The sequence below is a fragment of the Paraburkholderia sp. J12 genome, assembly GCF_905220215.1.
GTDB lineage: Bacteria > Pseudomonadota > Gammaproteobacteria > Burkholderiales > Burkholderiaceae > Paraburkholderia.
Window position 1 is genome coordinate 375,434 of the sequence record NZ_CAJMZC010000003.1, and the last position, 25,683, is coordinate 401,116.

At 64.7% G+C, this 25,683-nt stretch carries 22 protein-coding genes and 1 pseudogene; 14 read left to right on the top strand and 9 right to left on the bottom strand.

Annotation, left to right across the window (positions count from 1 at the left end; genetic code table 11):
• Positions 1 to 95: 95 nt before the first annotated feature.
• Positions 96 to 1,550 carry a cytochrome P450 gene (locus U5760_RS10475; protein ID WP_322011550.1) on the top strand — a complete coding sequence of 485 codons (1,455 nt, stop codon included), beginning with the start codon at positions 96 to 98 and terminating at the stop codon, positions 1,548 to 1,550.
• A 27-nt stretch (positions 1,551 to 1,577) separates the two neighbouring features.
• On the opposite strand, the gene U5760_RS10480 is transcribed toward U5760_RS10475, so the two are convergent.
• The 3 genes from U5760_RS10480 to U5760_RS10490 all read right to left on the bottom strand — a co-directional run bounded on the left by U5760_RS10480 (position 1,578) and on the right by U5760_RS10490 (position 4,468).
• Positions 1,578 to 2,462, bottom strand: coding sequence for a MurR/RpiR family transcriptional regulator (locus U5760_RS10480; RefSeq protein ID WP_322011551.1), 885 nt, complete (start codon positions 2,460 to 2,462; stop codon positions 1,578 to 1,580).
• Between the two features lie 53 nt (positions 2,463 to 2,515).
• Positions 2,516 to 3,577 carry a sn-glycerol-3-phosphate ABC transporter ATP-binding protein UgpC gene (locus U5760_RS10485; protein ID WP_322011552.1) on the bottom strand — a complete coding sequence of 354 codons (1,062 nt, stop codon included), beginning with the start codon at positions 3,575 to 3,577 and terminating at the stop codon, positions 2,516 to 2,518.
• A 117-nt stretch (positions 3,578 to 3,694) separates the two neighbouring features.
• On the bottom strand, positions 3,695 to 4,468 hold the full coding sequence (locus tag U5760_RS10490) for an SDR family oxidoreductase (protein WP_322011553.1): 774 nt from the start codon (positions 4,466 to 4,468) through the stop codon (positions 3,695 to 3,697).
• Between the two features lie 303 nt (positions 4,469 to 4,771).
• Between U5760_RS10490 and U5760_RS10495 the strand changes: the two genes are divergently transcribed.
• The 3 genes from U5760_RS10495 to U5760_RS10505 all read left to right on the top strand — a co-directional run bounded on the left by U5760_RS10495 (position 4,772) and on the right by U5760_RS10505 (position 7,984).
• On the top strand, positions 4,772 to 6,004 hold the full coding sequence (locus U5760_RS10495; protein WP_322011554.1) for a sugar ABC transporter substrate-binding protein: 1,233 nt from the start codon (positions 4,772 to 4,774) through the stop codon (positions 6,002 to 6,004).
• A 229-nt stretch (positions 6,005 to 6,233) separates the two neighbouring features.
• A complete protein-coding gene (locus tag U5760_RS10500; RefSeq protein WP_322011555.1) occupies positions 6,234 to 7,142 on the top strand; it encodes a sugar ABC transporter permease in 909 nt (302 codons plus the stop codon).
• Positions 7,139 to 7,984 (top strand): carbohydrate ABC transporter permease, encoded by an 846-nt coding sequence (locus U5760_RS10505; protein ID WP_322011556.1) that lies wholly within the window; start codon positions 7,139 to 7,141, stop codon positions 7,982 to 7,984. The genes U5760_RS10500 and U5760_RS10505 overlap by 4 nt, the downstream gene beginning before the upstream one ends.
• Positions 7,985 to 8,068: 84 nt before the next feature.
• Here the strand turns inward: U5760_RS10505 and U5760_RS10510 are convergent, their stop codons facing one another.
• From U5760_RS10510 to U5760_RS10520, 3 genes are all read right to left on the bottom strand, one after another.
• Positions 8,069 to 8,260 (bottom strand): glycine zipper 2TM domain-containing protein, encoded by a 192-nt coding sequence (locus U5760_RS10510; RefSeq protein ID WP_322011734.1) that lies wholly within the window; start codon positions 8,258 to 8,260, stop codon positions 8,069 to 8,071.
• Positions 8,261 to 8,335: 75 nt separating this feature from the next.
• On the bottom strand, positions 8,336 to 9,274 hold the full coding sequence (locus tag U5760_RS10515; protein WP_322011557.1) for an AEC family transporter: 939 nt from the start codon (positions 9,272 to 9,274) through the stop codon (positions 8,336 to 8,338).
• A gap of 72 nt (positions 9,275 to 9,346) precedes the next feature.
• The gene (locus tag U5760_RS10520) at positions 9,347 to 10,885 is read right to left on the bottom strand and encodes a DHA2 family efflux MFS transporter permease subunit (protein ID WP_322011558.1); all 1,539 of its coding nucleotides are present in this window, start codon (positions 10,883 to 10,885) and stop codon (positions 9,347 to 9,349) included.
• 140 nt (positions 10,886 to 11,025) lie between these two features.
• Here U5760_RS10520 and U5760_RS10525 point away from each other — a divergent pair, with 140 nt between their 5' ends.
• Positions 11,026 to 11,469 carry a MarR family transcriptional regulator gene (locus U5760_RS10525; protein ID WP_322011560.1) on the top strand — a complete coding sequence of 148 codons (444 nt, stop codon included), beginning with the start codon at positions 11,026 to 11,028 and terminating at the stop codon, positions 11,467 to 11,469.
• A gap of 20 nt (positions 11,470 to 11,489) precedes the next feature.
• Here U5760_RS10525 and speB read toward each other — a convergent pair whose 3' ends face one another.
• From speB to U5760_RS10540, 3 genes are all read right to left on the bottom strand, one after another.
• Positions 11,490 to 12,452 carry an agmatinase gene (gene speB, locus U5760_RS10530; RefSeq protein ID WP_322011562.1) on the bottom strand — a complete coding sequence of 321 codons (963 nt, stop codon included), beginning with the start codon at positions 12,450 to 12,452 and terminating at the stop codon, positions 11,490 to 11,492.
• 123 nt (positions 12,453 to 12,575) lie between these two features.
• Positions 12,576 to 14,066 carry an aldehyde dehydrogenase gene (locus tag U5760_RS10535; protein ID WP_322011563.1) on the bottom strand — a complete coding sequence of 497 codons (1,491 nt, stop codon included), beginning with the start codon at positions 14,064 to 14,066 and terminating at the stop codon, positions 12,576 to 12,578.
• 74 nt (positions 14,067 to 14,140) lie between these two features.
• Positions 14,141 to 14,692 (bottom strand): cupin domain-containing protein, encoded by a 552-nt coding sequence (locus U5760_RS10540; RefSeq protein WP_322011565.1) that lies wholly within the window; start codon positions 14,690 to 14,692, stop codon positions 14,141 to 14,143.
• Between the two features lie 432 nt (positions 14,693 to 15,124).
• Between U5760_RS10540 and U5760_RS10545 the strand changes: the two genes are divergently transcribed.
• From U5760_RS10545 to U5760_RS10585, 9 genes and pseudogenes are all read left to right on the top strand, one after another.
• Positions 15,125 to 15,349: a hypothetical protein gene (locus U5760_RS10545; RefSeq protein ID WP_245621211.1), complete on the top strand. Its 225-nt coding sequence runs from the start codon at positions 15,125 to 15,127 to the stop codon at positions 15,347 to 15,349.
• A gap of 302 nt (positions 15,350 to 15,651) precedes the next feature.
• Positions 15,652 to 16,461 carry a gamma-glutamyl-gamma-aminobutyrate hydrolase family protein gene (locus U5760_RS10550; RefSeq protein WP_322011566.1) on the top strand — a complete coding sequence of 270 codons (810 nt, stop codon included), beginning with the start codon at positions 15,652 to 15,654 and terminating at the stop codon, positions 16,459 to 16,461.
• 31 nt (positions 16,462 to 16,492) lie between these two features.
• Positions 16,493 to 17,827: a glutamine synthetase family protein gene (locus U5760_RS10555; RefSeq protein ID WP_322011567.1), complete on the top strand. Its 1,335-nt coding sequence runs from the start codon at positions 16,493 to 16,495 to the stop codon at positions 17,825 to 17,827.
• A gap of 23 nt (positions 17,828 to 17,850) precedes the next feature.
• Positions 17,851 to 19,284, top strand: a complete 1,434-nt coding sequence (locus U5760_RS10560) for an aspartate aminotransferase family protein (protein ID WP_322011569.1) — start codon at positions 17,851 to 17,853, stop codon at positions 19,282 to 19,284.
• Between the two features lie 76 nt (positions 19,285 to 19,360).
• The gene (locus U5760_RS10565) at positions 19,361 to 20,482 is read left to right on the top strand and encodes a polyamine ABC transporter substrate-binding protein (protein WP_322011571.1); all 1,122 of its coding nucleotides are present in this window, start codon (positions 19,361 to 19,363) and stop codon (positions 20,480 to 20,482) included.
• A gap of 297 nt (positions 20,483 to 20,779) precedes the next feature.
• Positions 20,780 to 21,871: pseudogene (locus U5760_RS10570) on the top strand (ABC transporter ATP-binding protein); the annotation flags it as partial.
• A 13-nt stretch (positions 21,872 to 21,884) separates the two neighbouring features.
• Positions 21,885 to 22,850, top strand: coding sequence for an ABC transporter permease subunit (locus U5760_RS10575; protein ID WP_322011572.1), 966 nt, complete (start codon positions 21,885 to 21,887; stop codon positions 22,848 to 22,850).
• On the top strand, positions 22,847 to 23,758 hold the full coding sequence (locus U5760_RS10580) for an ABC transporter permease subunit (RefSeq protein ID WP_322011573.1): 912 nt from the start codon (positions 22,847 to 22,849) through the stop codon (positions 23,756 to 23,758). The genes U5760_RS10575 and U5760_RS10580 overlap by 4 nt, the downstream gene beginning before the upstream one ends.
• 263 nt (positions 23,759 to 24,021) lie before the next feature.
• On the top strand, positions 24,022 to 25,638 hold the full coding sequence (locus U5760_RS10585; RefSeq protein ID WP_322011575.1) for a DUF3138 family protein: 1,617 nt from the start codon (positions 24,022 to 24,024) through the stop codon (positions 25,636 to 25,638).
• Positions 25,639 to 25,683 lie beyond the last annotated feature (45 nt).

Consider the following 25,683-nt stretch of genomic DNA (forward strand, 5'->3'; position numbering starts at 1 on the left):
GGCGGGTCGGCACCCGGCACGAAACGTCAGCCTAATGCACACTAGCGCACACTAGCGGCACTCGCGCCCCGCCACTTCATGCCCAGGACCCGACCATGAGCACGGTATCCGCCGGACCCCGCACGACGCTGCGCAGCGTCGCCGATCTGCCCTGCCCCCGCGGCCTGCCGCTGCTCGGCAATCTGCTCCAGCTTTCGCCGCCGCGCCTGCACCGGATACTCGAACAATGGGCCGCCGAACTGGGCGCGCCGTACCGCTTCGAAATCGCCGGCGTGCCCATCACCGTCTGGACCGACACCGAAGTGATCCAGGGCATCATGCGCGAGCGCCCGCACCGTTACCGCCGCTATCAGCCGGTCGAAGCGGTGTTCAGCGAAATGGGCTTCAACGGCCTCTTTTCCGCCGAGGGCGCCGCGTGGGAGCCGCAGCGGCGCCTCGTCATGCAGGCGCTCTCGATTCCGAACATCAAGGCCTTCTACCCCACGCTCGCCGACATCACCGCACGCCTGCGCGCGCGCTGGCTGCGCGCGGCGCAACGCGGCGAAACGGTGGAGATGACCGAGGACCTGAAGCGCTACACCATCGACGTCACGAGCGCGCTCGCCTTCGGCGACGACCCGCGCACGCTCGAACGCGATCACGGCGTGATCCAGGAGCATCTGGAGCAGATCCTGCCCGGCGTGATGTCGCGCATCAACGCACTCTTTCCGTACTGGCGCTATGTGAAGCTGCCGCGCGACCGCAAGCTGGAAGCGTCGCTGGCCGAGGTCCATCGCTACGTGCGCGCCACCATGGAACGCGCGCGCGAACGCATGCGCGACGACCCCTCGGAAACGCCGCGCAACCTGCTCGAAGCCATGCTCGTGCAGCAGCAGGAACCCGGCTCGACGATCACCGACGCGCACATCGCCGCGAACGTGCTCACGCTGCTGCTGGCCGGCGAAGACACCACGGCGGATTCGATCGCCTGGACCATGCCTTATCTGGCCGCCGATCCGGCCTTGCAGGCCACGCTCGGCGACGAAGCGCGGCGCGTGCTGGGCGACGCGCCCGTGTGCCCCGACTACGCGAGCCTCAAGGACCTCGACCTGTTCGAAGCGGTCTGCATCGAAGCCACGCGCCTGCGCCCCGTGGCTTCGATCCATTCGTTCGAGCCGCTCGAAGACGTGACGGTAAGCGACGTGGCGCTGAAGAAGGGCACGCGCATGTTCTTCATCTCGCGCCCGGCCATGCTCGACGAGAAAAACTTCGCCGATCCGCAGCGCTACGATCCGTACCGCTGGCTGCGACGCCACGAGCGCGACGCCTCGGCGGGCGAATCGCAAGGCGCCCACGACGTGCGCGCCTATCTGCAGTTCGGCGCGGGACCGCGCGTGTGCCCGGGGCGCCATCTCGCCACGGTGGAGATGCGCCTCGCGCTTTCGATGCTGATGAAGGAATTCACGCTCGAACTGACGATCGACCCCGCGAAGATCACCGAGATCCAGCAGTTCACGATGGTGCCGGACACGATGCCGGTGAAGCTCACGCCGCGCATGCAGGCGGGCTGAGCACGTCCGCGTCGGCGCGACAGCGGCTCAGGGTGCGTCGCCCGCGGCTTCCGGCATCGCGCCGCTTTCGCCGTCGCTGCGCGCCTGGGCGTCGCGCATCTTTTCGAGCGTCTTGGGGGCAAGACCCAGCGCGACGGCGATCGCGAGCGCATCGATCACGGCCAGATGCGCGATGCGCGACACGCCGGGCGTATGCGGCTCGTCGGCCGCGGGCACGCGCAACAACAAGGGAATGTCCACCACCCATGCGAGCCGCGAGCCCGCGTTGGTGAGCGCGATGGTGGTCGCGCCGCGCTCCTTCGCGATCTGGATGCTTTCGTTCACTTCCACGCTGCGCCCCGACTGCGAGATCGCGAACGCCACGTCGCCGGGTTCGAGCAGGCCCGCGTAGAGCCGTTGCAGATGGGCATCGGTGAAAGCGCTCGCAGCAAGATCGAGCCGCAGCATGCGCAGCGCCGCATCCTGCGCGACGAGCCCCGAGCCCGCCCCCACGCCGAAGAAGTAGACCCGCCGCGCGCTGCCCAGCGCCGCCACGGCCGCCTCGAACACGGCCGGATCGAGCGAGGCGCGCGCATGCGTCACACCCTGCACGACCGATTCGGTCACCTTGTCGAGCAACGTGCCGATCTCGTCCCCGCTCTCCACCCCGGCGGTCGCCGCCGCATACGGCACGCTGGCCGCCGCGCTTTGCGCGAGGCGCATCTTGAAGTCGCGCAGCCCGTGCGCGCCCACCGCGCGGCAAAAGCGCGTGACCGAAGGCTCGGAAACGTCCGCCCGCTGCGCGAGTTCCGTGATGCTCGCCCGCATCGCAAAGTCGATGTCCGAGAGCACCATCTCGGCGACCTTGCGCTCGGCGGGCCGCAGCGACTCGGCCACGTTGCGGATGTGATGGATCAGGTTGGAGACCGGCAAGCTTGAATTCCCATGAATGGACCGATGCGCCCGACGCTACGTCGTATTCAGTCTCAATCGAGCCGCTTGCCGCTTTCCGTGTCGAACAGATGCAGGTGCGCGAAAGGCAGACCGAGCGTCATGCGCTGCCCCGGCTCGACCTGCGGCCGGGCGCGCGTGGTGACGCACCAGGTGGAACCGCCTATTTTCCCGTACAGATGGGTCTCGGCGCCAGTCGGCTCGATCACCTCGACGTTGAACGGCACGTCGCCGCCCGCCTCGATATGCTCCGGACGAATGCCGAGCGTCACGCGCGCGCCCGCCGCGGCGCGGCCTTCGGGAATCGCGATGCGCACGCCGTCGTCGAGCACGAGCGCCGTGCCGCGCGCATCGCTCATCACCGCGCCCGCCGCGAAATTCATCGAAGGCGAGCCGAGAAAACCCGCCACGAACAGATTGCCCGGCTTGTCGTAGAGGTCGAGCGGCCGGCCGATCTGCTCGATGCGGCCCGAGTTCATCACGACGATGCGGTCGGCCATCGTCATCGCCTCGATCTGATCGTGCGTCACGTAGACCACGGTGTTGCGCAGGCGCTGGTGCAGCGCCTTGATTTCGGTGCGCATCTGCACGCGCAGCTTGGCGTCGAGATTCGAGAGCGGTTCGTCGAAGAGAAAGAGGTCCGGCTCGCGCACCACGGCGCGCCCCATCGCCACGCGCTGGCGCTGGCCGCCCGAAAGCGCGCGCGGCAGCCGCTCCAGATAGTTCGAGAGATTGAGCATCTTCGCAGCGGCTTCGATGCGCGGCTTGAACGCGTTTTCGCGCTCCTTGCGAATGCGCGGACCGAACGCGATATTGTCGTACACCGAAAGATGCGGATAGAGCGCGTAGCTCTGGAACACCATCGACACGTTGCGCTGCTGCGGCGGCAGGCTGTTCGCGCGCGTGCCGCCGATGGTGAGGTCGCCGCCGCTGATGTCTTCGAGGCCGGCGATCATGCGCATGAGCGTGGTCTTGCCGCAACCCGACGGGCCGACCAGCACGACGAATTCTCCGTCCTCGATCGCCAGATCGACGCCGTGCACGACCTGGGTCTCGCCGTAGCGCTTGTAGATGCCGTTCAGTTGTACCGCTGCCATGCTGTCCTCGTTCGCTGGTTGCGCCTCGCCGCCGATTCGTTTCGGTGTGCTGCGCGGATTCGTCTGCTGATTTGTCGGTTTATCGGTTCGCCGGTTCGCCGGTTTGTTGCTGGCCGTTTAAAGCGGATCGAGCGTCAGCTCGTTAGCCATCATCCGGTTGCCGGCCATGAGGCCGGCGTCCACGGGCAGCGCCACGCCCGTAATCACGCGCGCCTGCGGCGAGGCGAGAAACTGCACGGCGTCGGCAATATCGCCGGGCTCGGCCACGTCGCCGAGCGGATACCACTTCTTGAGTTCTTCGAAGATCTGCGGGTGCCGGTCGACGCGCGCCTGCCACGCGGGCGTTTTCACCGTACCCGGGCAAACCAGATTCGCGCGGATGCCGTACTGGCCCAACTCGATCGCGAGCGCCTTCGTGTAGCTCACGAGACCCGCCTTCGCCGCGCTGTACGCGGGATGCCCGAGCGCCGTGAGGCCGTTCACCGAGCCGATCAGCACGATCGCCCCGCGCCGCCGGTCGATCATCGACTGGCGCACCGTTTCGACCGTGTAATAGGCCCCATTCAGATTCAGCTCGACGTCGCGCCGCCATTTCGCGGCGTCCGTGTGCGCGAGCGTCGTGCCGAGCGCGCCGCCCGCGTTCGCCACCACCACGTCCACCGGACCGCGCGCGGCCACACCCGCCGCGACGGCACCCGCGAGGGCGTCGGCATCGCTCACGTCGGCAACGAGCGGCGTGAGACGCGCGCCGCCGAATTCCACCACGAGCCCCTCGACACCCGCCTCGTTGCGATCGAGCGCGAGCACGATCTCGCCCGCGTCGAGAAAGCGTTTGCACAGCGCGCGGCCTATGCCGCCGCTCGCGCCCGTCACCAGCACCACCCGGCTCATGTTCGGCTCTCCGAAACGGTCCGCCAGCCGTGCCGCCGGACCTGTAAATTTCCAACAGACCTGCCGCATGATGCGCGGCGACATTGGGGTTAACGCGCACTGCGCAGCCTGCTGCAGCGCAGGAATTCCCCTGTTTTACAGCATGTTAGGCAAAACACCGAGTGAAAAACAATATCGCGTTTCCCAGGTGACAACGTTTTTTTCATCCTGTAGGATTTTTTCAAACAAAGCAACCCGGCGACCGGGCCACGGCGACGGCAAGAACCTGCAACAGCCAGGAACAACCACCTTAGGAGAGAGAGAATGTCGTTTCAGCAACGAGCAACCACCACGCTTGGCAAGCTCGCCGTTGCGCTCGCTTTCGCGGGCATTACGGTCGCGGCGCACGCCGATACGGTCCGCGTGACCGTCGCGCACTACAGCGACGCGACCGCTCCGTACTTCGAAAAAATGGCCAAGGAGTTCGAGGCCGCCAATCCCGGCACCACGATCAAGATCGAAGACGTGAACTGGGACTCGCTGCAACAGAAGCTGCAAACGGATATCTCCGGCGGCGCGAACGCCGACCTCGCGATCATCGGCACGCGCTGGCTGCTCGACTTCGTGAAGGACGACATTGCCGAGCCGCTCGACGGCTACATGGACCCGGCCTTCAAGGCCCGCTTCATCGGCCCGTTCCTGGCACCCGGCGAGATCAACGGCAAGATCTATGGTCTGCCGATCGCCGCTTCGGCCCGCGCCCTGTACTACAACAAGGACATGCTGGCATCGGTTGGCTATCCGAACGGTCCGAAGACCTGGAACGACGTGATCGACGCCTCGAAGAAGCTCAAGGCCAAGGGCATCGCCGGCTTCGGTCTGCAAGGCAAGGAAATCGAAACCGACGTGTACTTCTACTACGCGCTGTGGACCAACGGCGGCGAGGTGGTGGGCAAGGACGGCAAGGCCGCATTCAATTCGCCGGCCGGCATCAAGGCCGCGACGCTCTACAAGGAGCTGATCGACGACGGCCTCACGGAGCCGGGCGTGACGGGCTACAGCCGCGAAGACGTGCAGAACCTCTTCAAGCAGGGCCGCGTGGCGATGATGATCTCGGCACCGTTCCTCGCCAAGCAGCTGAAGAAGGAAGCCCCGAACATCAAGTACGGCATCGACCCGATCCCGGTGGGCACGACGCCGGCCACCTACGCGGTGACCGACTCGATCATGATGTTCAAGAACTCGAAGGTGAAGAAGGAAGCATGGAAGTTCCTCGACTTCCTGTTCACGAAGCAGCCGCGCGTGGAGTTCACGAGCACGGAAGGCTTCCTGCCGACCACCAAGGCTGAAGCGACCGACCCGGCCTTCCAGGATCCGGACACGAAGGCCTTCGTCGCGCTGCTGCCGCACGCGAAGTTCGCGCCGACCGTGACGGGCTGGGAAGACACCGCCAAGGCCGTGACGAACGCCATGCAGTCGATCTACCTCGGCAAGGCCAAGCCTGCGGACGCGCTGAACCAGGCCGCCGACGAAGCCAACAAGTCGCTCGGCAAGTAAGCCTCGCCCCGGTGCGTGCGCAACCTCTACATCGATCTACACTGTAGAAAGCGCGCGCGCCGGGGCGCCGAAGTCGTTTCACCGCTTCACCGTTCCACTGTGTCGACGTTTCGACGCGCCACGACGACCTACCGACATGACTTCCGGTCCCCTGAAACATTCGGGCCAAGCGCAGCCAGCCGGTGCGGCTGAGGGCGGCGCTCCCGACCGAACCCGCGAATCCCCCCGCATGAGCCGCTCCCCCCGTGCCGTCGCCGTGCCCCGCGCACCCTGGCTCCTGATCGTGCCGAGTCTCGTGCTCGCGCTGTTCATCATCAGCTATCCGATCTTCAACATCGTGTACTACGCGCTGCACGACGTCTCGCGCTTCGGGCAGATCCGCGACTTCAGCGGGCTCGCGAACTTCTCCGCCGTGCTGGGCGACCCGGTGTTCCTCTCGGCGCTCAAGAACACGGTTATCTGGACCTTCTTCGTGGTGACCGGCACGGTGCTGATCTCGGTGCCGGTGTCGCTCGTGCTCAACCAGGACTTCTACGGCCGCGGCGTAGCGCGCACGATCATCATGCTGCCCTGGTCCGTCTCGCTCACGATGACCGCCGTGGTGTGGCGCTGGGCGTTCAACGACGACTACGGCATGGTCAACGTCACGCTGCAGCGCCTTGGCCTCACTTCGGGGCCGATCCACTGGCTCGCGACGCCCGAATACGCCTTTCCCGTCGAGATCGCCGTGGGCATCCTGGTCTCGATCCCGTTCACCACCACGATCCTGCTGGGCGGGCTCTCCTCGGTGCCGGGCGACATCTACGAAGCGGCGCGCATCGACGGCGCGAGCGCCTGGCAGCAGTTCCGCCAGCTCACGCTGCCGCTGCTCAAGCCGTTCATCAACATGGCGATCCTGCTGAACGTGATCTACGTGTTCAACTCGTTTCCGATCATCTGGGTCATGACGCAGGGCGGCCCCGACGACAGCACCCACATTCTCGTGACCTATCTCTACGAACTGGGCTTCCGGCTCGGCCGGCCGGGCCAGGCGGCGGCGGTCTCGCTCGTGATGCTCGTGATCCTGTTCGCGTTCTCCGTGGCTTATCTGAAGTTGCAGGCAAAGCGCGGCGGCAGCGCGGAAGGAGATCTCGCATGAACAGCAAGCTCAAACGTTCGATCCTCTGCTGGCTTGTGCTCTCGCCGCTCGTGGTGGCGGTGCTGTTTCCGTTCGCCGTGATGTTCTTCACGTCGTTCAAGCCCGCGTCCGAAGTGTTCGTCTATCCGGCGCGCTGGCTGCCCGTGCACTGGCGCTGGCAGAACTACGTGGATATGTGGGAGGCCGCCAACTTCGGCGTCGCGCTGCGCAACAGCATTGTGGTGAGCGTGCTGTCCACCGCGCTCGCGCTCGCCGTGAGCCTGCCCGCCGCCTACGCGCTCGCGCGCTTTCCGTTTCGCGGCCGCGGGCTCTATCGCCAGTTCCTGCTCGTCACGCAGATGCTCTCGCCCATCCTGCTGGTGGTGGGCCTGTTCCGCCTCGCCGCGATGATCCCGTGGGGCGACGGCAATCTCGTCGATTCGAAGATCGGCGTGATCGTGTCGTATGCTGCGTTCAATATCGCCTTCGCGGTGTGGATGCTCTCGTCGTACTTCCAGACCGTGCCGCGCGATCTCGAAGAATCGGCGTGGCTGGAAGGCTGCAGCCGCACCGGCGCCGTGTTCCGCGTGTTCCTGCCGCTCGCGGTGCCTGCCGTGGTCGTGACGGCGATCTTCACGTTCATCAGCGCCTGGAACGAGTTTGCGGTGGTCTATACGCTGATCCGCTCGCCCGAGAACAAGACGCTCACGGTGCAGGTCACCGACATGGTGGCCGGCAAGTACACCGTGGAATGGGAACTCGTGATGGCGGCTACGCTCGCCGCCACCTTGCCCGTTTCCGTGGTGTTTGCCTGGTTGCAGCGATATATGGTGAAGGGGCTGGCGCTGGGGGCGGTGAAGTAAGCGGCAACCGAAGCGCTATTTGCACGATCCGGCACGGGAATTCGCGGCAAGCGGCTCCCGTGCCCCCAGCCTCGCCACCCAGACTCATTTGCTGAGTTCGTAACCGGCCACGCCGCCCGCCACCGCGCCGCCCACCGTGCCCACCGCGCTGCCGTTGGTCACCTTGTTGCCAACGTAGCCGCCCGCGGCCGCGCCGCCCAGTGTGCAGGCGCCGGAGCCGAACACCGTGATTAGCACCAGCGCGAGCGCCGCGCCGCTGCGTCGAAGCGTCTTCATCATCGAGCCCTCCTTCTTGATTCGAATGGTTCGAACGCTTCGTCTCCAGCAAGCGGCGTGCCGCGCCCTTCCACTTCAATGCTGTAGGTGCAGCAACAGCACCGTGAGCGTCGCGAGCGAGCCCACCGTCGAATGCAGGATCGCGCGCGACGTCACGTGCGCCTCGCGCCGGTAGTACTCCGCCAGCATGAACGGCCCCGTGCCCGTGGGCAGCGCTGCGAGCAACACGGCCATCTGCGCGAGCGGAACCGGCAGCGCGAACACGCGCTCGGCGAGCCACCAGGTGAGCGCCGGCTGCGCCACGAGCTTCGCAAGCGTGAGCCACCACGAGGATTCGCGCGGCGCCTCGGCGGCGCCCCTGCGCTCCGCGAGGAACAGCCCGAGGCTCACGAGCGCGCACGGGCTGGCCGCGCCGCCCAGCAGCTTGAGGAAGGTTTCCGCGCTCGCCGGCAACGTGACATGCGCGGCCGACACCGCCGCGCCCAGCGCAGGCGCCACCAGCAACGGATTGCGCAGCAGCGAGCGCACCACCTTGATCGCGAGGCGGTGCGGACGCCGCTCGCTTTGCAGCCCGATTTCGATCAGTACGATCGCAATGGCGAACAGCACGCAGACCACGAGGATCGTCGCGATGGTGGTGGGCGTGAGGCTCGACGGGCCGAACGCGATCATGCACAACGGAAAGCCTACGTAGCCGGTATTCGGATAGGCGGCCGCGAGACCGTCGATGCTGGCGTCCGCAAGCGGCCGGCGCAGGAAGAGCCGCACGCCCACCACGGCCAGGAACACGATCAGCCCCGCGCCGCCGAACGCCGCGACGAACGCGGGCTGATAGAGCTCGTGCCAGGTGGCATGCGCGAGGATGTCGAAGAGCAGCGCAGGCAGCGCGAGCCACACCACGAAGCGGTTCAGTTCGGAAGCGGCAGCCGGACCGAGCAGGCCGAAGCGGCGGCACGCGAAGCCCGCGAAGATGAGCCCGAACACGGGCAGCAGGATCGAAACAGCGGAAAGCATGAGACCAATGAATAGCGCACCGCGGCCAGGGTACACGCGGTGCAGGACAAGAAGGTAAAGAGTCGGGAACGCCTAATCCATCGCGGCGTGGCTCGCCTCCGCGGCCGGGCCGCTGCTGCCCGAAGGCCGCACCAGCACGAGCAGCGGAATCACCAGCAGCGTCGCGACGAACATCATCTTGAAGTCGTTCAGATAGGCGATCATCTGCGCCTGCTGCGTGATGGCCTGGTTGAGCACAGCGAGATCGTAACTCGAACCGGAAGACAGCATCGTCTGGAACGCAGGATTGAAGGGCGTAACGTGCGCGGCGAGATCCGAGTGCGCGACCTGCGTGCCGCGCGTGACGAAGGTCTGCACGATCGAAATGCCGATACTGCTGCCGATGTTGCGCATGAGGCTATAGGTGGCCGTGCCGTCCGCCCGCAGTTCGGGCGTGAGCGTGGAGAACGTGAGCGCCGAAAGCGGCACGAACACGAAACCCAGCCCGAAGCCCTGCACCACGCCGGGCCAGACGATGTCCGACACCGAAAGCACTATCGTGTACTGCATCATCTGCCACAGCGCATACGCGGACACCACGAAGCCGAACAGCAGCAGCGCGCGCGCATCCACGTGCTTGAGCATGCGCCCGGCGACCAGCATGGCGATCATCGTGCCGGCGCCGCTGGGCGCGGTGACGAGGCCCGTGGTGGCCACTGGATAACCCATGAGGTTCTGCAGCATGGGCGGCAGCAGCGCGCGCGTGGCATAGAGCACCGCGCCGATCACGAAGATGAAGAAGGTACCCGTGGCGAAATTGCGGTCCTTGAGCAACTGGTAGCGAAAGAACGTGCCGGGCCCGGAACTCGCCGTATGCACGACGAAAAACGCGAAGCTCAAGGCGGAAATGAGCGCCTCGATGCGGATCTCCATCGAGCCGAACCAGTCGAGCTGCTCGCCGCGATCGAGCAGCGCCTGCAACGCACCGATAGCCAGCGCGAGCGTGGTGAAGCCGAACAGGTCGAAGCGCACCTGCCGCGCCGGATCGCGCGCGGGCATGAAGGTCGAAACGCCGAAGAACGCGAACGCGCCGATCGGCACGTTGATGAAGAATACCCAGCGCCAGTTGTAGCTGTCCGTGAGCCAGCCGCCCAGCGTGGGGCCGAGCACGGGGCCCACCATCACGCCCATGCCCCATACGGCCATGGCCTGGCCCTGGCGGTCGCGCGGATTGATGTCGAGCAGGATCGACTGCGAAAGCGGCACCAGCGATGCGCCGAATACCCCTTGCAGCAGGCGCGAAGCCACGATCTCACCGAGCGTCTCCGAAAGCCCGCACAGCGCGGAAGCCAGCGTAAAGCCCGCAATCGCGAAGCCGAGCAGGCGCTTGGCGCCCAGCCGGTCGGCCAGCCAGCCCGTGAGCGGCGTGGCAATTGCGGCCGCAACGATATAGGAGGTGAGCACCCACGTGATCTCGTCCTGCGACGCCGCCATCGAGCCTTGCATGTGCGGCAGCGCGACGTTGGCGATGGTGCTGTCGAGCGTCTGCATCAGCGTGGCGAGCATGATCGAGAGCGTGATCATGCCCCGGTTGAGCGGCGCGGCCTGGCCGCCCTGCGCGGCTGCTGTCATCGTGTGAGAAACGGAGCGTGGAGAGATAATAAGCAGGCTTATTATACGAATCGCCGCGCCGCGTGCAATCGGGAAATCGACCTGGGGCGCCTGCGCCGCGCGTGCACGCCCGCGTCACGAGGCATCCGTATAATCGCGCCATGACTACCGATCTTGAGAAACGCTTCGGCTTTTTGATCGCCGACGTGGGCCGGCTATACGGCAAGCGCTACGACGACCTGGCAAAGGCTTCGCTCGACCTCACGCGCGCGCAGGCCCGGATCATCGCGTACCTCGCGCACTATGGCGACATGAACCAGGTGAGCCTGGCCCAGCGCCTGGAAGTGGCGCCGATCTCGGCCGGGCGGCTGCTGGAAAGACTGGAGGAGAAAGGTTGGGTTGCGCGCACGGCGAACCCGAACGACCGGCGCGAGTTGCAGGTGAGCCTCACGCCGAAGGCCGAACGCGTGCTCACTGCGGCACGCAGCGTGGGAGACGAGGTGCAGGCGGAAGCCCTCGCGGGCTTCACGCCTGAAGAAGCCGAGCAGTTCAGCCAGATGCTTCAGCGCGTGCGCGCCAATCTGGGACCGCTCGTGGAGCGCTAGCACGGCGCTCCCGCATCGGATTACTTGCCCGCCGCCTTGCGCTGGCGCCACAGGCACAGCAGGTCGCACGCGATGTGCGCCGCCGCGATCGCGGTGATTTCGCTCTGGTCGTAGGCGGGCGCCACTTCCACCACGTCCGCGCCGATCAGGTTCACGGCCTCGAGGCCGCGCACGATCGAAAGCGCCTGCGCCGACGAAAGACCGCCCGCCACCGGCGTGCCCGTTCCCGGCGCGAAGGCCGGATCGAGGCAGTCGATATCGAAGGTCAGATAGGTCGGCCTCTCGCCCACGATGTCCAGGATGCGCTGGCGCGCCGCCGCCGGGCCGTGCTCGTGCACCCAGGCTGCGTCGAGGATATTGATGCCGAGAAAGTCCTCGTTCCACGTGCGGATGCCCACCTGCACCGAGGTCTTCGGATCGATCAGGCCTTCCTTCACCGCCTTGTAGAACATCGTGCCGTGATTGAGGCTATCGGGCGAATCGTCGGCCCACGTGTCGCAATGCGCGTCGAAGTGGATCAGCGAAAGCGGCTTGCCGTACTTCTCCGCGTGTGCGATCAGCAGCGGATACGTGATGAAGTGATCGCCGCCGAACGTGAGCATCTTCGCGTTCGAGCGCAGGATCGTGCGCGCATGTTCGACGATCGCCGGCTTGATCGAAAGCGGATTGTGCGCGTCGAACCAGCAGTCGCCGTAGTCGGTCACGGCGAGCGTATCGAACGGATTGAAGCCCCACGGGTAGGGGTGCAGCTCGGCAAGCTGCACGCTCGCGGCACGCACGGCGCCGGGGCCGAGGCGCGCGCCCGAGCGGTACGTGACGGCGAGATCGAGCGGCACGCCCGACACGGCGACATCCACGCCTTCGAGTTCGCGCGTGTAGTTGCGTCGCATGAACGACAGCACGCCGCCGTAAGTGTTTTCGATAGAGGAGCCGTAAAGCGATTGACGGCGAATCGCGCCGTCGCCATGAATGATGGCAGTCATGCAATGACCTGATTGAATGGACCGCAGCGCATTGAATCGAAAAGGCGCGCCACGGCGGTCGGATTCATTGGGAACGCGGCGGCAGGCTTTCCGTGCCTGCCGCCGCGCTGGCTTGCGAATCCTTTAGCGCAGCCGCACGAGCGTGGACTTCAGCTCGGTGTACTTCTCCAGTGCGTGCAACGACTTGTCGCGGCCGTTGCCCGATTCCTTGAAACCGCCGAACGGGAAGTTCATGTCTCCCCCTTCGTCGTAGCAGTTGACCCACACGGTACCCGCACGCAGGCGGCGCGAGATCTCGTGAGCGTTCGTGAGGTTCGCGGTCCAGACGGCGGCGGCAAGGCCGTAGTCGCTATCGTTGGCAATGCGAACCGCTTCGTCGATCGTGCTGAACGTGATGACCGAAAGCACCGGCCCGAAGATCTCTTCGCGTGCGATCTTCGCGTCGTGATGCGTGTCGAACACGGTCGGCTCGATATAGTAGCCGCCCGTTTCTTCCTTCACGCGTTCGCCGCCCAGCAGCAGCTTCGCTTCCTTGCGGCCTGCCTCGATATACGAGAGCACGCGTTCGAGCTGGATTTTATCGACGATCGCGCCCATCGACACCTTCGGATCGAGCGGATTGCCCGGCACGTAGTTGCGCGCGGCTTCCACGAGCTTCGCGAGGAACGCGTCCTTGATGTCGCGATGCACGAGCAGGCGCGAGCCGGCCGTGCACATTTCGCCCATGTTGTAGAAGATCGCGCCGGCCGCGGCGTTCGCAGCACGGTCGAGATCCGGGCAATCGGCCAGCACGATGTTGGGCGACTTGCCGCCCAGTTCCAGCCACGTCCGCTTGAGATTCGACTGGCCCGCATACTGCATGATCTGCTTGCCCACGCCCGTCGACCCCGTGAACGCGATGCAGTCCACGTCGCGATGGAGCGCGAGCAGCTTGCCGGGCTCGCCGCCGCCCGGCAGCACGTTGAACACGCCCGCCGGAATGCCCGCTTCATGCGCGAGCTGCGCCACGCGAATGGCGGTGAGCGGCGATTTTTCCGAAGGCTTGAGGACCACGCTGTTGCCCGCAGCCAGCGCGGGGCCGAACTTCCACGAAGCCATCAGGATCGGGAAGTTCCAGGGCACTACGGCCGCGACCACACCGATCGGCTCGCGCGTGACGAGGCCCACGAGATGGTGATCGGCCGGCACCACTTCGCCGCCGACCTTGTCGATCGCTTCCGCGAACCATTCCACGCAGTACGCCGCGCCCGGCACGTCGACCGTGGTCGTATCGCCGATCGGCTTGCCCGCATCGAGCGTTTCCAGCAGCGAGAGTTCGTCCAGATGCTCGCGCATCAGCGCGGCCCAGCGCAGCAGGATGGCCTTGCGTGCGCGCGGATTGAGACCGGCCCACACCTGCGCGTCGAAGGCGCGGCGCGCGGCGGCCACGGCGGCATCCACGTCGGCGGCGCCGCAGTCGGCCACGCTTGCGAGCACGCGGCCGTCAATCGGACTCACGCAGTCGAACGTGCGGCCCGAATAGGCGTCGCGATAAGCGCCGTCGATAAATGCGCGGCCTTCGATCGAAAGCGTCGCGGCCTTGTCCTGCCAGTAAGCGAGAGTTTTCTTTTCCATCAGGATGCCTCAATGTTGTGCGGTTTGCCGGGCGCGCCGCGTCTCGCGGCGGCTCACGGCCAGGGTTCGCGCGATCAGAAAGTGGGCGGCGAGTTTGCCGACACCACTTCGCAAACGTCGTTCGCGCTGGGATTGCGAAAACGGTGCGGGAAGCGGCTTTCGAAGTAGTAGCTGTCGCCGGGGTCGAGCAGCCAGGTCGTGGTTTCCACCGTGAGCTCGAGTTGCCCGGTGACCACGATGCCGCCTTCGTGCCCGGCATGCACGAGCATTTCCGGGCCCGTGTCGGCGAGCGGCTGATAGACCTCGCGCATGATGCACATGTTGCGGTCTTTCATGTTCGCGCCCGCGAGATAGAACTCGATGGCCGCGTTGCCGAGATTCGGCATCTCGCCGCGCCGCGAAACCACGCTGCCCTCATCGCTCAGATCGAACGTGAAGAATTCCGCGAGGCTCATGGGTATGCATTCGAGCAGTTTCTTCAACGACCCGACCGAGGGGCTGACCCGGCTTTGTTCGATCAGCGAGATCGCGCCGTTCGTGACGCCCGCCCGCTTGGCCAGCTCGCGCTGGGAAAGGCCATAGCGCTTGCGGACGTAACGCAACCGCGTAGCAACTTCGGAAGACATCGATGCAGACTCGGACACGTTTTAAGGAACCGTTAACAAAAGAGCGCGCACGTACGACCCGGCGCGGACGTGTTGAATATTCTAATCAGTTTGCTTTTTTTTCTGTCGGTACAAACCCCTGTAAGTCATTCGAAATGCTTCGACAGTGTGGCACATCTTCGGTGCAGGTCCGCTTATGCGGGGGAACTCGGGAAAGTGCTGACATAAAAAGCGTAAAAAATAATTGACGCCCTTTTTGGCTCGTATATGCTGGTTCACAGGTCGGAAGTCAGAAAGTTCCCGCCGCTACAACGCAGCGCAGCAAGGCGTGTAGCAGAGCGAAGAACCTTCGGAGCCGGCCGCGTTCCGGTCGATGCAACGCTCGCCGTTTACGTATTTTTAGCGTTATTGACCCGAATACCCATGTTCAACGTCACCCAGTCGAGTGCAATTGTGAGAGTCCGTGGCCCTCTGGTCAGATGGGATCGAAGTCATGCGAGGTGTCTTCGCAGTGACTCGGCCGCCATCGCCGATGGCAGTGGCGGCAGGCTTGCCCCTCGCCTGCTTCTGTCCATCTTCACGATTCTTTCCCGCCGTTCGGTCCGGCGCCACAACGTCGTGTCCGCTCGCGCTTTCATCGCCGTCCATACGGACGAAGTGGCTTCACTGCTGCCGTAGCGCCTCTCCTTCCTGCGCCGTTCGTTTTTGTTGTCGTCGATCGCAAGCGTGGCCAAAAGCCGTCGCCTGTGAACGATGGGGTTGTGCACGTCTGAACACGCTCGCGCCGCCCCAGCCCAGCACGAAACGAACCGCCTACATGATCTCCACGCGCAGTGCGGTGCGTTAGCTACGCTCTTCGTTCTGCGAACCAGATTGCGGCCTTGCCTCGAAGCAGGGTTGCAAGGTCATGTCACGCCCGCGGCATTTCGCAATACCGGATATTTGCGCATTGCCCGGGTCAAGGAAGTCAAACTTTAGCTATGCGAATGAAACCCCTCGTCGGCGTCACTGCCGACCGAACCATGATGGGACCGCACGCGTCGCACACGACGGGCGAGAAGTACATCGCCGCCGCCGTGGATGGCGCCGGCGCACTCGCGCTCGTGCTGCCCGCGCTCGGCGAGCGTCAGGCCACGGCCGACGTGCTCGACGCCGTGGACGGCCTGCTCTTCACGGGCAGCTATTCGAACGTCGAGCCGCGCCGCTACGGCGGCACGCCGAGCGAGCCGGGCACGCTGCACGACGCCCACCGCGACGCCACCACGCTGCCGCTCATGCGTGCCGCGATCGAGGCCGGCGTGCCGGTGCTCGCGATCTGCCGCGGTTTCCAGGAGCTGAACGTGGTGTACGGCGGCACGCTGCACCAGAAGGTCCACGACGTGGAGGGTCTTGACGACCACCGCGAAAACAAGGGCGATCCGCTCGACCAGCAATACGGTCCGGCGCATGCCATCGAACTCGCCGCGGGAGGCATGCTGCAACGCTTCCTGCAAGGCGCGCACGAGGCACGCGTGAACTCGTTGCATGGTCAAGGAATTGCGACACTCGGCGCAGGACTCGTAGCCGAAGCGTACGCGCCCGATGGCCTGATCGAAGCCGTGCGCGTGGCAAACGCGCGCACCTTCGCGCTGGGCGTGCAGTGGCATCCGGAATGGAAGCATGCCGAAGACGCCCTTTCCACCGCAATCTTCCGTGCCTTCGGCGACGCCTGCCGCGCACGCATGCTGGCCCGAATACCGGGCGGGGCCGACAGGCTGAATGCCGAGGCACCTCGCACCGCCCACGCCTGAAGCCGGCCCGCACAAGACAGAGAGAACGAAAATGCATGAAATCGACGAATTCCTGAAGAAACACCACATCACCGAAATCGAAGCCATCATCCCCGACATGGCGGGCATCGCGCGCGGCAAGATCATTCCGCGCAGCAAGTTCGAATCGGGCGAATCCATGCGGCTGCCGCAAGCCGTGATGATCCAGACCGTCACCGGCGACTACCCGGAAGACGGCACCCTCACCGGCGTCACCGACCCCGACATGGTCTGCGTGCCGGACCCTGCCACCATCCGCATCATTCCGTGGGCCGTCGATCCCACGGCCCAGGTGATTCACGATTGCGTCCACTTCGACGGCACGCCGGTCGAAATCTCGCCGCGCCGCGTGCTGCGCCGTGTGCTGGAACTCTATGAAGCGAAGGGCTGGAAGCCCATCATCGCGCCGGAACTGGAGTTCTATCTGGTCGACATGAACAAGGACCCGGACCTTCCCCTCGCGCCGCCCATCGGCCGCACGGGCCGTCCGGAAACGGGCCGCCAGGCGTATTCGATCGAAGCCGTCAACGAATTCGACCCGCTCTTCGAAGACATCTACGAGTACTGCGACGTGCAGGATCTCGAAGTCGATACGCTGATTCACGAGGTCGGCGCCGCGCAGATGGAAATCAACTTCATGCACGGCGAACCGCTCGGCCTCGCCGACCGCGTGTTCCTCTTCAAGCGCACCGTGCGCGAAGCCGCGCTGCGCCACCATATGTACGCGACCTTCATGGCCAAGCCCATGGAGAACGAGCCGGGCTCGGCCATGCACGTGCACCAGAGCCTCGTTTCCGCCGAAAGCGGCCAGAACCTCTTCACGGGTCCGGACGGCAAGGCGACCGACATGTTCTACGCGTACATCGCCGGCCTGCAGAAGTACACGCCCGCGCTGATGCCGATCTTCGCGCCGTACATCAACTCGTACCGCCGCCTCTCGCGCTTCATGGCCGCGCCGATCAACGTGGCCTGGGGTTACGACAACCGCACGGTGGGCTTCCGCGTACCGCACTCGTCGCCGGCGGCACGCCGCGTGGAAAACCGCATTCCGGGCGTGGACACGAACCCGTACCTCGCGATCGCCGCCACGCTGGCCGCCGGCTACCTCGGCATGACGCAGCATCTCAAGCCGACCGAGCCGCTCCTCTCCGACGGCTACGCGCTGCCGTACCAGTTGCCGCGCAACCTCGAGGAGGGCCTCTCGCTGATGGCCGCGAGCGAGCCGCTGAAGGACATCCTCGGCGAGAAGTTCGTGCGCGCCTACCTCGCGCTGAAGGAAACCGAGTACGAAGCGTATTTCCGCGTGATCAGCTCGTGGGAACGCAAACATCTGCTGCTGCACGTGTAAACGGAAGAGAAAGGAGACATCAAATGAGCTACCGGATCGACGCCCCCGCCGGCCTGGTGCAACCCGCACCGACGACGCTGCGCGCCCAGACTTCGCGCTCGACGGCCGAATACCGCGCGCTGGACGCCGCGCACCATATTCACCCGTTCTCGGACATGGGCTCGCTCAACAAGACGGGCAGCCGTGTGATCGTGAAGGCCAAGGGCGTGTACCTGTGGGACTCGGAAGGCAACCAGATCATCGACGGCATGGCCGGTCTCTGGTGCGTGAACGTGGGCTACGGCCGCAAGGAACTCGCGGACGCCGCCTACCGGCAGATGCAGGAACTGCCCTACTACAACACGTTCTTCAAGACCACGCATCCGCCCGTGATCGAGCTCTCGGCGCTGCTCGCCGAAGTTTCGCCGGGCCCGTTCAACCACTTCTTCTATTGCAACAGCGGCTCCGAAGGCAACGACACGGTGCTGCGCATCGTGCACCAGTACTGGTTCACGCAGGGCAAGCCCGCGAAGAAGATCGTCATCTCGCGCAAGAACGGCTATCACGGTTCGACCATCGCGGGCGGCACGCTGGGCGGCATGGGCTACATGCACGAGCAGATGCCCTCGAAGGTCGAGAACATCGTCCACATCGACCAGCCGTACTTCTTCGGTGAAGCCGAAGGCAACCTGACGCCGGAAGAGTTCGGTCTCGCGCGGGCTCAGCAGCTCGAAGCGAAGATCCTCGAAGTGGGCGCGGAAAACGTGGCCGCGTTCATCGGCGAGCCGTTCCAGGGCGCGGGCGGCGTGATCTTCCCGCCCTCGACCTACTGGCCGGAAATCCAGCGCATCTGCCGCAAGTACGACATCCTGCTGTGCGCCGACGAAGTGATCGGCGGCTTCGGCCGCACGGGCGAATGGTTCGCACACCAGCATTTCGGCTTCGAACCCGACCTCATCACGATGGCCAAGGGCCTCACGAGCGGTTACGTGCCGATGGGCGCCGTGGGTCTGCACGACCGCATCGCGAAGGCGATCATCGAGAACGGCGACTTCAACCACGGTCTCACCTACTCGGGCCATCCGGTGGCGGCGGCAGTCGCCGTGGCGAACCTGAAGCTGCTGCGCGACGAAGGTATCGTCGAGCGCGTGAAGTCGGATACGGGTCCGTACTTCCAGCAGAAGCTGCGCGAGACTTTCGGCAACCATCCGATCATCGGCGACATTTCGGGCACGGGCCTCGTGGCCGGCCTGCAGCTCGCCGAAGATCCGAAGGCACGCAAGCGCTTCGCGAACGGCGGCGACGTGGGCACGATCTGTCGCGACTTCTGCTTCAACGGCAACCTGATCATGCGCGCGACGGGCGACCGTATGCTGCTCTCGCCGCCGCTCGTGATCACGCATGCCGAGATCGACGAAATCGTGTCGAAGGCGAAGAAGGCCATCGACGCAACCGCGCAACAACTGGGTCTTTTGTAACACCACTTGTCCGGGCCGGCGGCGCATCACGGGGTTAAACGCTGCCGGTTCATCTTCATCATCAGGGGAAACCAACATGAGTGTTTGTCATCTTCGTCATGCGGTCGCGGTAGCCGCCCTGGCTTTGTGCGCGGGCCTCACCGCCACGTCGAGCCAGCCGGCCCAGGCAGCGGACGACGTCCTGAACGTCTACAACTGGTCCGACTACATTGCGAAGGACACGATTCCGGACTTCGAAAAGCAGACCGGAGTTCACGTGAAGTACGACAACTACGATAGCGACGACACGCTGCAGGCGAAGCTGCTCGCGGGCAGTTCGGGCTACGACATCGTCGTGCCGACCTCGAACTACATGGCCAAGCAGATCCAGGCCGGCGTGTATCAGAAGCTCGACAAGTCGAAGCTGCCGAACCTCGCGAACCTCGACCCCGTGCTCATGCACATGATCGCGGACGCGGATCCGGGCAACCAGTACGGCGTGCCCTGGGCATTCGGCACCGACGGTATCGGCTACAACGTGCAGGCCGTGCAGAAGGCGCTCGGCGCAGACGCCCCCGTGGATAGCTGGTCCCTCGTGTTCGACCCGCAATACCTCTCGAAGCTGAAGGGCTGCGGCGTGTCGTTCCTCGACCAGGCCGTGGACGTCTTCGCCGCCGTGCTGCAGTACATGCACAAGGACCCGAACAGCACGAACCCGGCCGACTACCAGGCCGCTTTCGAAGTGCTGAAGAAAGTCCGTCCGTACATCACGCAGTTCAACTCGTCGGGCTACATCAACGACCTCGTGAACAACGACATCTGCGTCGCCGTGGCGTGGTCGGGCGACGTCGGTATCGCTCACCGCCGTGCCGAAGAAGCGCACCGTTCGTATGAACTCAAGTTCACGAACCCGAAGGAAGGCGGCCTGCTGTGGTTCGACGTGATGGTCATCCCGAAGGATGCGCCGCACCCCGAAGCTGCCCTGAAGTGGATCAACTACATCGAAGATCCGAAGGTCAATGCGCAGATCACGAACGAAGTGTTCTACCCGACCGCGAACAAGGCGGCTCACCAGTTCGTGACGCCGGCCGTGGTTCAGGATCCGACCGTGTACCCGCCGGAAGACGTTCTGAAGAAGATGACGCTGATGAAGCCGATGCCGGCCGACATCCTGCGTCTGGAAAACCGTCTGTGGGCACAGCTCAAGACGGGTCACTGATCCCGTAGCACCCCTGAAGGAGAGTGAAGGAGACAGTGCGCTGGAGGGATCGCTCGACCCCTCCGCGCCATAAGCCGTAGTCCGAAGTCCGGTTGCGCGCGCCGCGCCCTTTTCCCCCGACGACGCGCGCAACCCCCAACGAGCTCCGTTCGCAGTACTGATTTCGCGAGTCGCGTCATGCGCCCCGTGCGGGACCGCTCGCGCCTGCGATCAGAAAGGAACCCAGGTTACATCATGAATTCGACGTCACAAGTCAAAGCCAGTCCGGCCATGCGTGCATCGGGCACCGTGGCCTCCACCAACGACGCCTTCGTGCGTATCGAAAACGTCGTCAAGAAGTTCGGCGACAGCACCGCCGTGGACAACGTAAGCCTGAACATCGCGAAGAACGAACTCTTCGCGCTGCTCGGCAGCTCGGGCTGCGGCAAGTCCACGCTGCTGCGCATGCTCGCGGGCCTCGAGACCTCCACCTCGGGCAAGATCTTCGTCGATGGCGAAGACCTCGCGACGCTGCCGCCCTACCGGCGCCCCGTCAACATGATGTTCCAGTCGTATGCGCTTTTCCCGCACATGACGGTCGAGGCGAACGTCGCCTTCGGCCTCAAGCAGGAAGGCACCCCGAAGAACGAAATCAAGGAACGCGTGGCCGACGCGCTCAATCTCGTGCAGATGAGCCGCTACGCGAAGCGCAAGCCGCACCAGCTCTCCGGCGGCCAGCAGCAGCGCGTGGCGCTCGCGCGTTCGCTGGTGAAGCGCCCCAAGCTCCTGCTGCTCGACGAACCGATGTCGGCGCTCGACAAGAAGATTCGCCAGAAGACCCAGCTCGAACTCGTGAACATCATCGACAAGGTCGATGTCACCTGTGTGATGGTCACGCACGATCAGGAAGAAGCGATGACGATGGCCAACCGTCTCGCCGTGATGAGCGAAGGCCGCATCGTCCAGATCGGCACGCCGAGCGACGTGTACGAATTCCCCAATAGCCGCTTCTCGGCCGAATTCATCGGCTCCACCAACCTCTTCGAAGGCCACGTGGTGGAAGACGAACCGGATCACATCTTCGTTGAAAGCGAGGATCTGGAAGCCCGCATGTACGTGAGCCACGGCATTACCGGCCCGCTCGGCATGCCCGTCGGCATCTCGGTGCGCCCCGAGCGCGTGCGCGTGACGCGCGAAAAGCCGGGCACGCCCCACAACTGGGCGCGCGGCGTCGTGGCCGACGTGGCGTACATGGGCAGCTACTCGCTCTATCACGTGCGCTTGCCGGGCGGCAAGGTGGTCGTCTCGAACCTCTCCAGCTCGCACCTGATGAGCGAAGGCGCACCGGCATGGAACGACGACGTGTACGTTTCGTGGTCGCCGGCCAGCGGCGTCGTGCTCACGCAATGAAGAGGAAAACAACATGAGTTCCGTGCCCTCTACCAACGCGCCCGCCTCGTCCGGCGGTGCGCTGCGCGCCACGCTCGCGCGCCTGTTCTCGCGGTTCGTGCCTTCGGGCCGCACCACGGTGATCGGTGTTCCGTTCATCTGGCTCACGCTGTTCTTCGCCGTGCCGTTCGTGCTGGTGTTCAAGATCAGCTTTGCCGAGCAGATGATGGCGGTTCCGCCGTACACGAATCTGGTGGAAATGAAGGACGGTGTGGTGAACTTCGCGCTGCAGCTCGGCCACTACGCCTTTCTGCTGCAAGACGATCTGTATATCGCCACCTATATCAGCTCGCTGAAGATGGCGGCGGTCTCCACGCTGCTGTGTCTCCTGATTGGCTACCCGATCGCGTACTACATTGCGCGCTCGAACCCGGCGACGCGCAACATCCTCATGATGGGCGTGATGCTGCCGTTCTGGACGTCGTTCCTGATCCGCGTGTACGCCTGGATCGGCATCCTCAAGGACGACGGCCTGCTCAATCACGCGCTCATGGCCATCGGCCTGATTCAATCGCCGCTGCGCCTCTACCACAGCGACGCGGGCGTCTATATCGGCATGGTCTATTCGTACCTGCCCTTCATGGTGATGCCGCTCTACGCGCACCTCGTGAAGATGGACCTCACGCTGCTCGAAGCCGCCTACGACCTGGGCGCCAAACCCTGGGTGGCGTTCACGCGGATCACGCTGCCGCTCTCGAAGAACGGGATCATCGCCGGCAGCCTGCTCGTGTTCATCCCGGCGGTGGGCGAGTACGTGATTCCCGAACTGCTCGGCGGCGCCGACACGCTGATGATCGGCCGCGTGATGTGGGATGAATTCTTCAACAACATGGACTGGCCGATGGCATCGGCCGTGACGGTCGCAATGGTGCTGCTGCTGCTCGTGCCGATGGCCGTGTTCCAGCACTACCAGGTCAAGGAACTGGAGGACCGCAAATGATCAAGCCCAATCGCGCCCTCTCCACGAGCGTGCTCATGCTCGGGTTTCTGTTCCTGTACATCCCGATCGTCAGCCTCGTGGTGTACTCGTTCAACGAATCGAAGCTCGTCACCGTCTGGTCGGGCTTCTCGCTGAAGTGGTATGCGGCGCTCCTGCAGGACGACGAGCTCCTCAACGCCGCGTGGCTCTCGCTCAAGATCGGTCTCATGACCGCATTCGCCTCGGTCATCATCGGCACGTGGTCCGGCTACGTGCTCGCGCGCATGGGCCGCTTCAAGGGCTTCGCGCTGTTCGCCGGCATGATCAACGCGCCGCTCGTGATTCCCGAAGTGATCCAGGGCATCTCGCTCCTGCTGCTCTTCGTGGCCATGGAGCAGTTCCTGGGCTGGCCCAAGGGTCGCGGCGTGCTGACCATGTGGATCGGTCACGTGATGTTGTGCGTGTCCTACGTGGCGATCATCGTGCAGTCGCGTGTGAAGGAGATGAACAAGTCGCTCGAAGAGGCCGCGCTCGATCTCGGCGCCACGCCCTTCAAGGTGTTCTTCGTCATCACGCTGCCGCTCATTTCGCAGGCGCTCATCTCCGGCTGGCTGCTCTCGTTCACGCTCTCGATCGACGACCTCGTGCTCTCCGCGTTCCTCTCGGGCCCCGGCTCGACCACGCTGCCGCTCGTGGTGTTCTCGCGTGTGCGTCTCGGCCTGAATCCGGAAATGAACGCGCTCGCCACGCTCTTCATCAGCGCTGTGACGATCGGCGTGATCGTGGCCAATCAGGTGATGATGGCCCGCGAAAAGAAGCGCATGCGCGACATGCAAATGGCCTTCGCACAGCCCGATCCCGCCGAAGCCGAAAAGTCCGTTGCACCGGTGGGTGCCGTGGGCGCGCCGCTCGGCCGCAAGGTAGCCTGAAGCAGTCCTGATCTTCCAGACGGCCGGCCCGCGACAGCGGGCCAGCCGCCGGCAGAGCCTGAGAGAGAGCCGGATCCGCATCAACCTCAGCATCAGCATCAAGCACAACCCGAAGCACAACCTGAAGTAGAACGCGAAGCGACAACGCGCGATCAACGTGAGGACGAATGGCGTGCGGACCGTGGGGACGGGCCGTGCGCCAACGGGGTTTCCGAAACCATACGCCGATGTCTTTGCAAGAACGACCCACAAGGAGAATCCTGATGAGGAAGAAGTTAATCTGTCTGCTGGTGGCCGGGGCCCTGCCGGGTCTCGCGATGGCCGACACAACCAGCGATCAGATCAAGGCCCTGCAGCAAGAGCTCAACGCGCTGCAAAAAGAAGTGAAATCGCTGAAGTCGGAACTGGCCGAATCGAAGAGCACCAAGGGCACGGCCAAAACCGCGGCGGCGAGCGGCGCGGCAGCGGGCACAGCCACGGCGGCGGCAGCAGCGCCGGTGCAGGAAGTGGACGTGTCCTCGCCCGACTACGGCAAGGCGCCGGCGCATCTGACGAACGACGAACTGGACTCGCTCAAGCAGCAGGTCGCCAACCAGCAGTTGAAGGTGGACTCGCTCTCCGACGCGGCCAACACGGGTCCGATCGCCGGCCTGTCGATCACGGGCTACATCGATCCGAGCTATATCTACAACCGTGCGCCGGGCACTTCGTCGTTCCTGTTCGCGAACCACGAAAGCAACTACAACTACTTCAACAGCACGTTCGGCGACCTCTACCTCGACATCAAGAAGACCTTCGGTGTCGGGCCGATGGCGCCGTCGGCCGAAGTCACCCTCATGCCCAACCGCGGCAACGGCATCACGCTGCTGGCCAACGAGCATGGCGACATCGGCAACAACATCCTGAACACGGCGGTTATCACCGTGCCGGTAACGGCCACGGGCACGTTCGTGGCCGGCCTGATGCCGAGTTTCGGCGGCTACGAGGTGCAGCAGTCGAACCAGATGCTCACCCTCACCCACAACCTGCTCTACGACTTCTCGGATCCGGGCAGCTATGTGGGCGTGGGTTGGAACTGGTCGCCTGACGGCAGCAACTGGGCGTGGAAGTTCATGGTCGGCAACGAGCAGTACCGCACCTACGGCGCGGTCTCGCAGACGGGCACGAATGCGCTGGGCGATGCGACCACCACGAGCAACAAGATCCCGACCGTGACGGCGCGTGTGGACTACACGTGGTCGAGCGCGCTCGATATCGGCGGTTCGTTCAACATCGGCCGTCAAACGCTCGGACAGTTCACCGATTCCAGCGGCAACCCGATCCCCGGTTCCTACGGTCCGGGCGGCGCGTCGGCGAACCCGGCCGGCTACTACTTCTTCGGCGAAGCGGACGCTACCTACACGCTCGCGGATACGCAGTACAACGCCGAACTCGACTACGGCCAGCAACAGCATGCGGCATACAACGGTGGCCTCGCACAGTGGTACGGCCTCTCGCTGCTCGCGCACCACAAGTTCAATGCACCGGTGGTGGGCCGCATGGGCGTGACAGCGCGTTACGACGTGCTTGCCGACACGAAGAACGGCGGCGGCGGCGGCGGTGTTGCGCTCAACAGCAACGGCATCGACCCGTACGACGGCTTCGGCATTGGTTCGCAGTGCTCGGCGAACGCACAGGCCGGCGGCTCGCTGGGCTTCCAGTGCAAGGGGGCGGTGCACCAGGACGTCGCGCTGGATCTGCTGTTCTTCCCGACACAGCAGATCACGGTCAAGGTGGAATATCGCCACGACTGGGCCACGCAAGACGTGTTCCTGCGCAACAACGGCTCGTACACGAAGAGCAACGACCTGCTGGGTGCGCAGTTCATCTACTCGTTCTAACGCCGCACGTACGATGCGCGGCGGACGGCGGCCTGTGCGGCGCCG

Coding starts and splice junctions, on each gene's coding strand:
- U5760_RS10535 (WP_322011563.1), bottom strand. CDS start 14,066: ATGGAAAAGAAAACTCTCGCTTACTGGCAGGACAAGGCCGCGACGCTT.
- U5760_RS10585 (WP_322011575.1), top strand. CDS start 24,022: ATGAGGAAGAAGTTAATCTGTCTGCTGGTGGCCGGGGCCCTGCCGGGT.
- U5760_RS10525 (WP_322011560.1), top strand. CDS start 11,026: ATGACTACCGATCTTGAGAAACGCTTCGGCTTTTTGATCGCCGACGTG.
- U5760_RS10500 (WP_322011555.1), top strand. CDS start 6,234: ATGAGCCGCTCCCCCCGTGCCGTCGCCGTGCCCCGCGCACCCTGGCTC.
- U5760_RS10575 (WP_322011572.1), top strand. CDS start 21,885: ATGAGTTCCGTGCCCTCTACCAACGCGCCCGCCTCGTCCGGCGGTGCG.
- U5760_RS10540 (WP_322011565.1), bottom strand. CDS start 14,692: ATGTCTTCCGAAGTTGCTACGCGGTTGCGTTACGTCCGCAAGCGCTAT.
- U5760_RS10475 (WP_322011550.1), top strand. CDS start 96: ATGAGCACGGTATCCGCCGGACCCCGCACGACGCTGCGCAGCGTCGCC.
- U5760_RS10515 (WP_322011557.1), bottom strand. CDS start 9,274: ATGCTTTCCGCTGTTTCGATCCTGCTGCCCGTGTTCGGGCTCATCTTC.
- U5760_RS10520 (WP_322011558.1), bottom strand. CDS start 10,885: ATGACAGCAGCCGCGCAGGGCGGCCAGGCCGCGCCGCTCAACCGGGGC.
- U5760_RS10495 (WP_322011554.1), top strand. CDS start 4,772: ATGTCGTTTCAGCAACGAGCAACCACCACGCTTGGCAAGCTCGCCGTT.
- speB (WP_322011562.1), bottom strand. CDS start 12,452: ATGACTGCCATCATTCATGGCGACGGCGCGATTCGCCGTCAATCGCTT.
- U5760_RS10555 (WP_322011567.1), top strand. CDS start 16,493: ATGCATGAAATCGACGAATTCCTGAAGAAACACCACATCACCGAAATC.
- U5760_RS10505 (WP_322011556.1), top strand. CDS start 7,139: ATGAACAGCAAGCTCAAACGTTCGATCCTCTGCTGGCTTGTGCTCTCG.
- U5760_RS10510 (WP_322011734.1), bottom strand. CDS start 8,260: ATGAAGACGCTTCGACGCAGCGGCGCGGCGCTCGCGCTGGTGCTAATC.
- U5760_RS10560 (WP_322011569.1), top strand. CDS start 17,851: ATGAGCTACCGGATCGACGCCCCCGCCGGCCTGGTGCAACCCGCACCG.
- U5760_RS10550 (WP_322011566.1), top strand. CDS start 15,652: ATGCGAATGAAACCCCTCGTCGGCGTCACTGCCGACCGAACCATGATG.
- U5760_RS10490 (WP_322011553.1), bottom strand. CDS start 4,468: ATGAGCCGGGTGGTGCTGGTGACGGGCGCGAGCGGCGGCATAGGCCGC.
- U5760_RS10580 (WP_322011573.1), top strand. CDS start 22,847: ATGATCAAGCCCAATCGCGCCCTCTCCACGAGCGTGCTCATGCTCGGG.
- U5760_RS10565 (WP_322011571.1), top strand. CDS start 19,361: ATGAGTGTTTGTCATCTTCGTCATGCGGTCGCGGTAGCCGCCCTGGCT.
- U5760_RS10485 (WP_322011552.1), bottom strand. CDS start 3,577: ATGGCAGCGGTACAACTGAACGGCATCTACAAGCGCTACGGCGAGACC.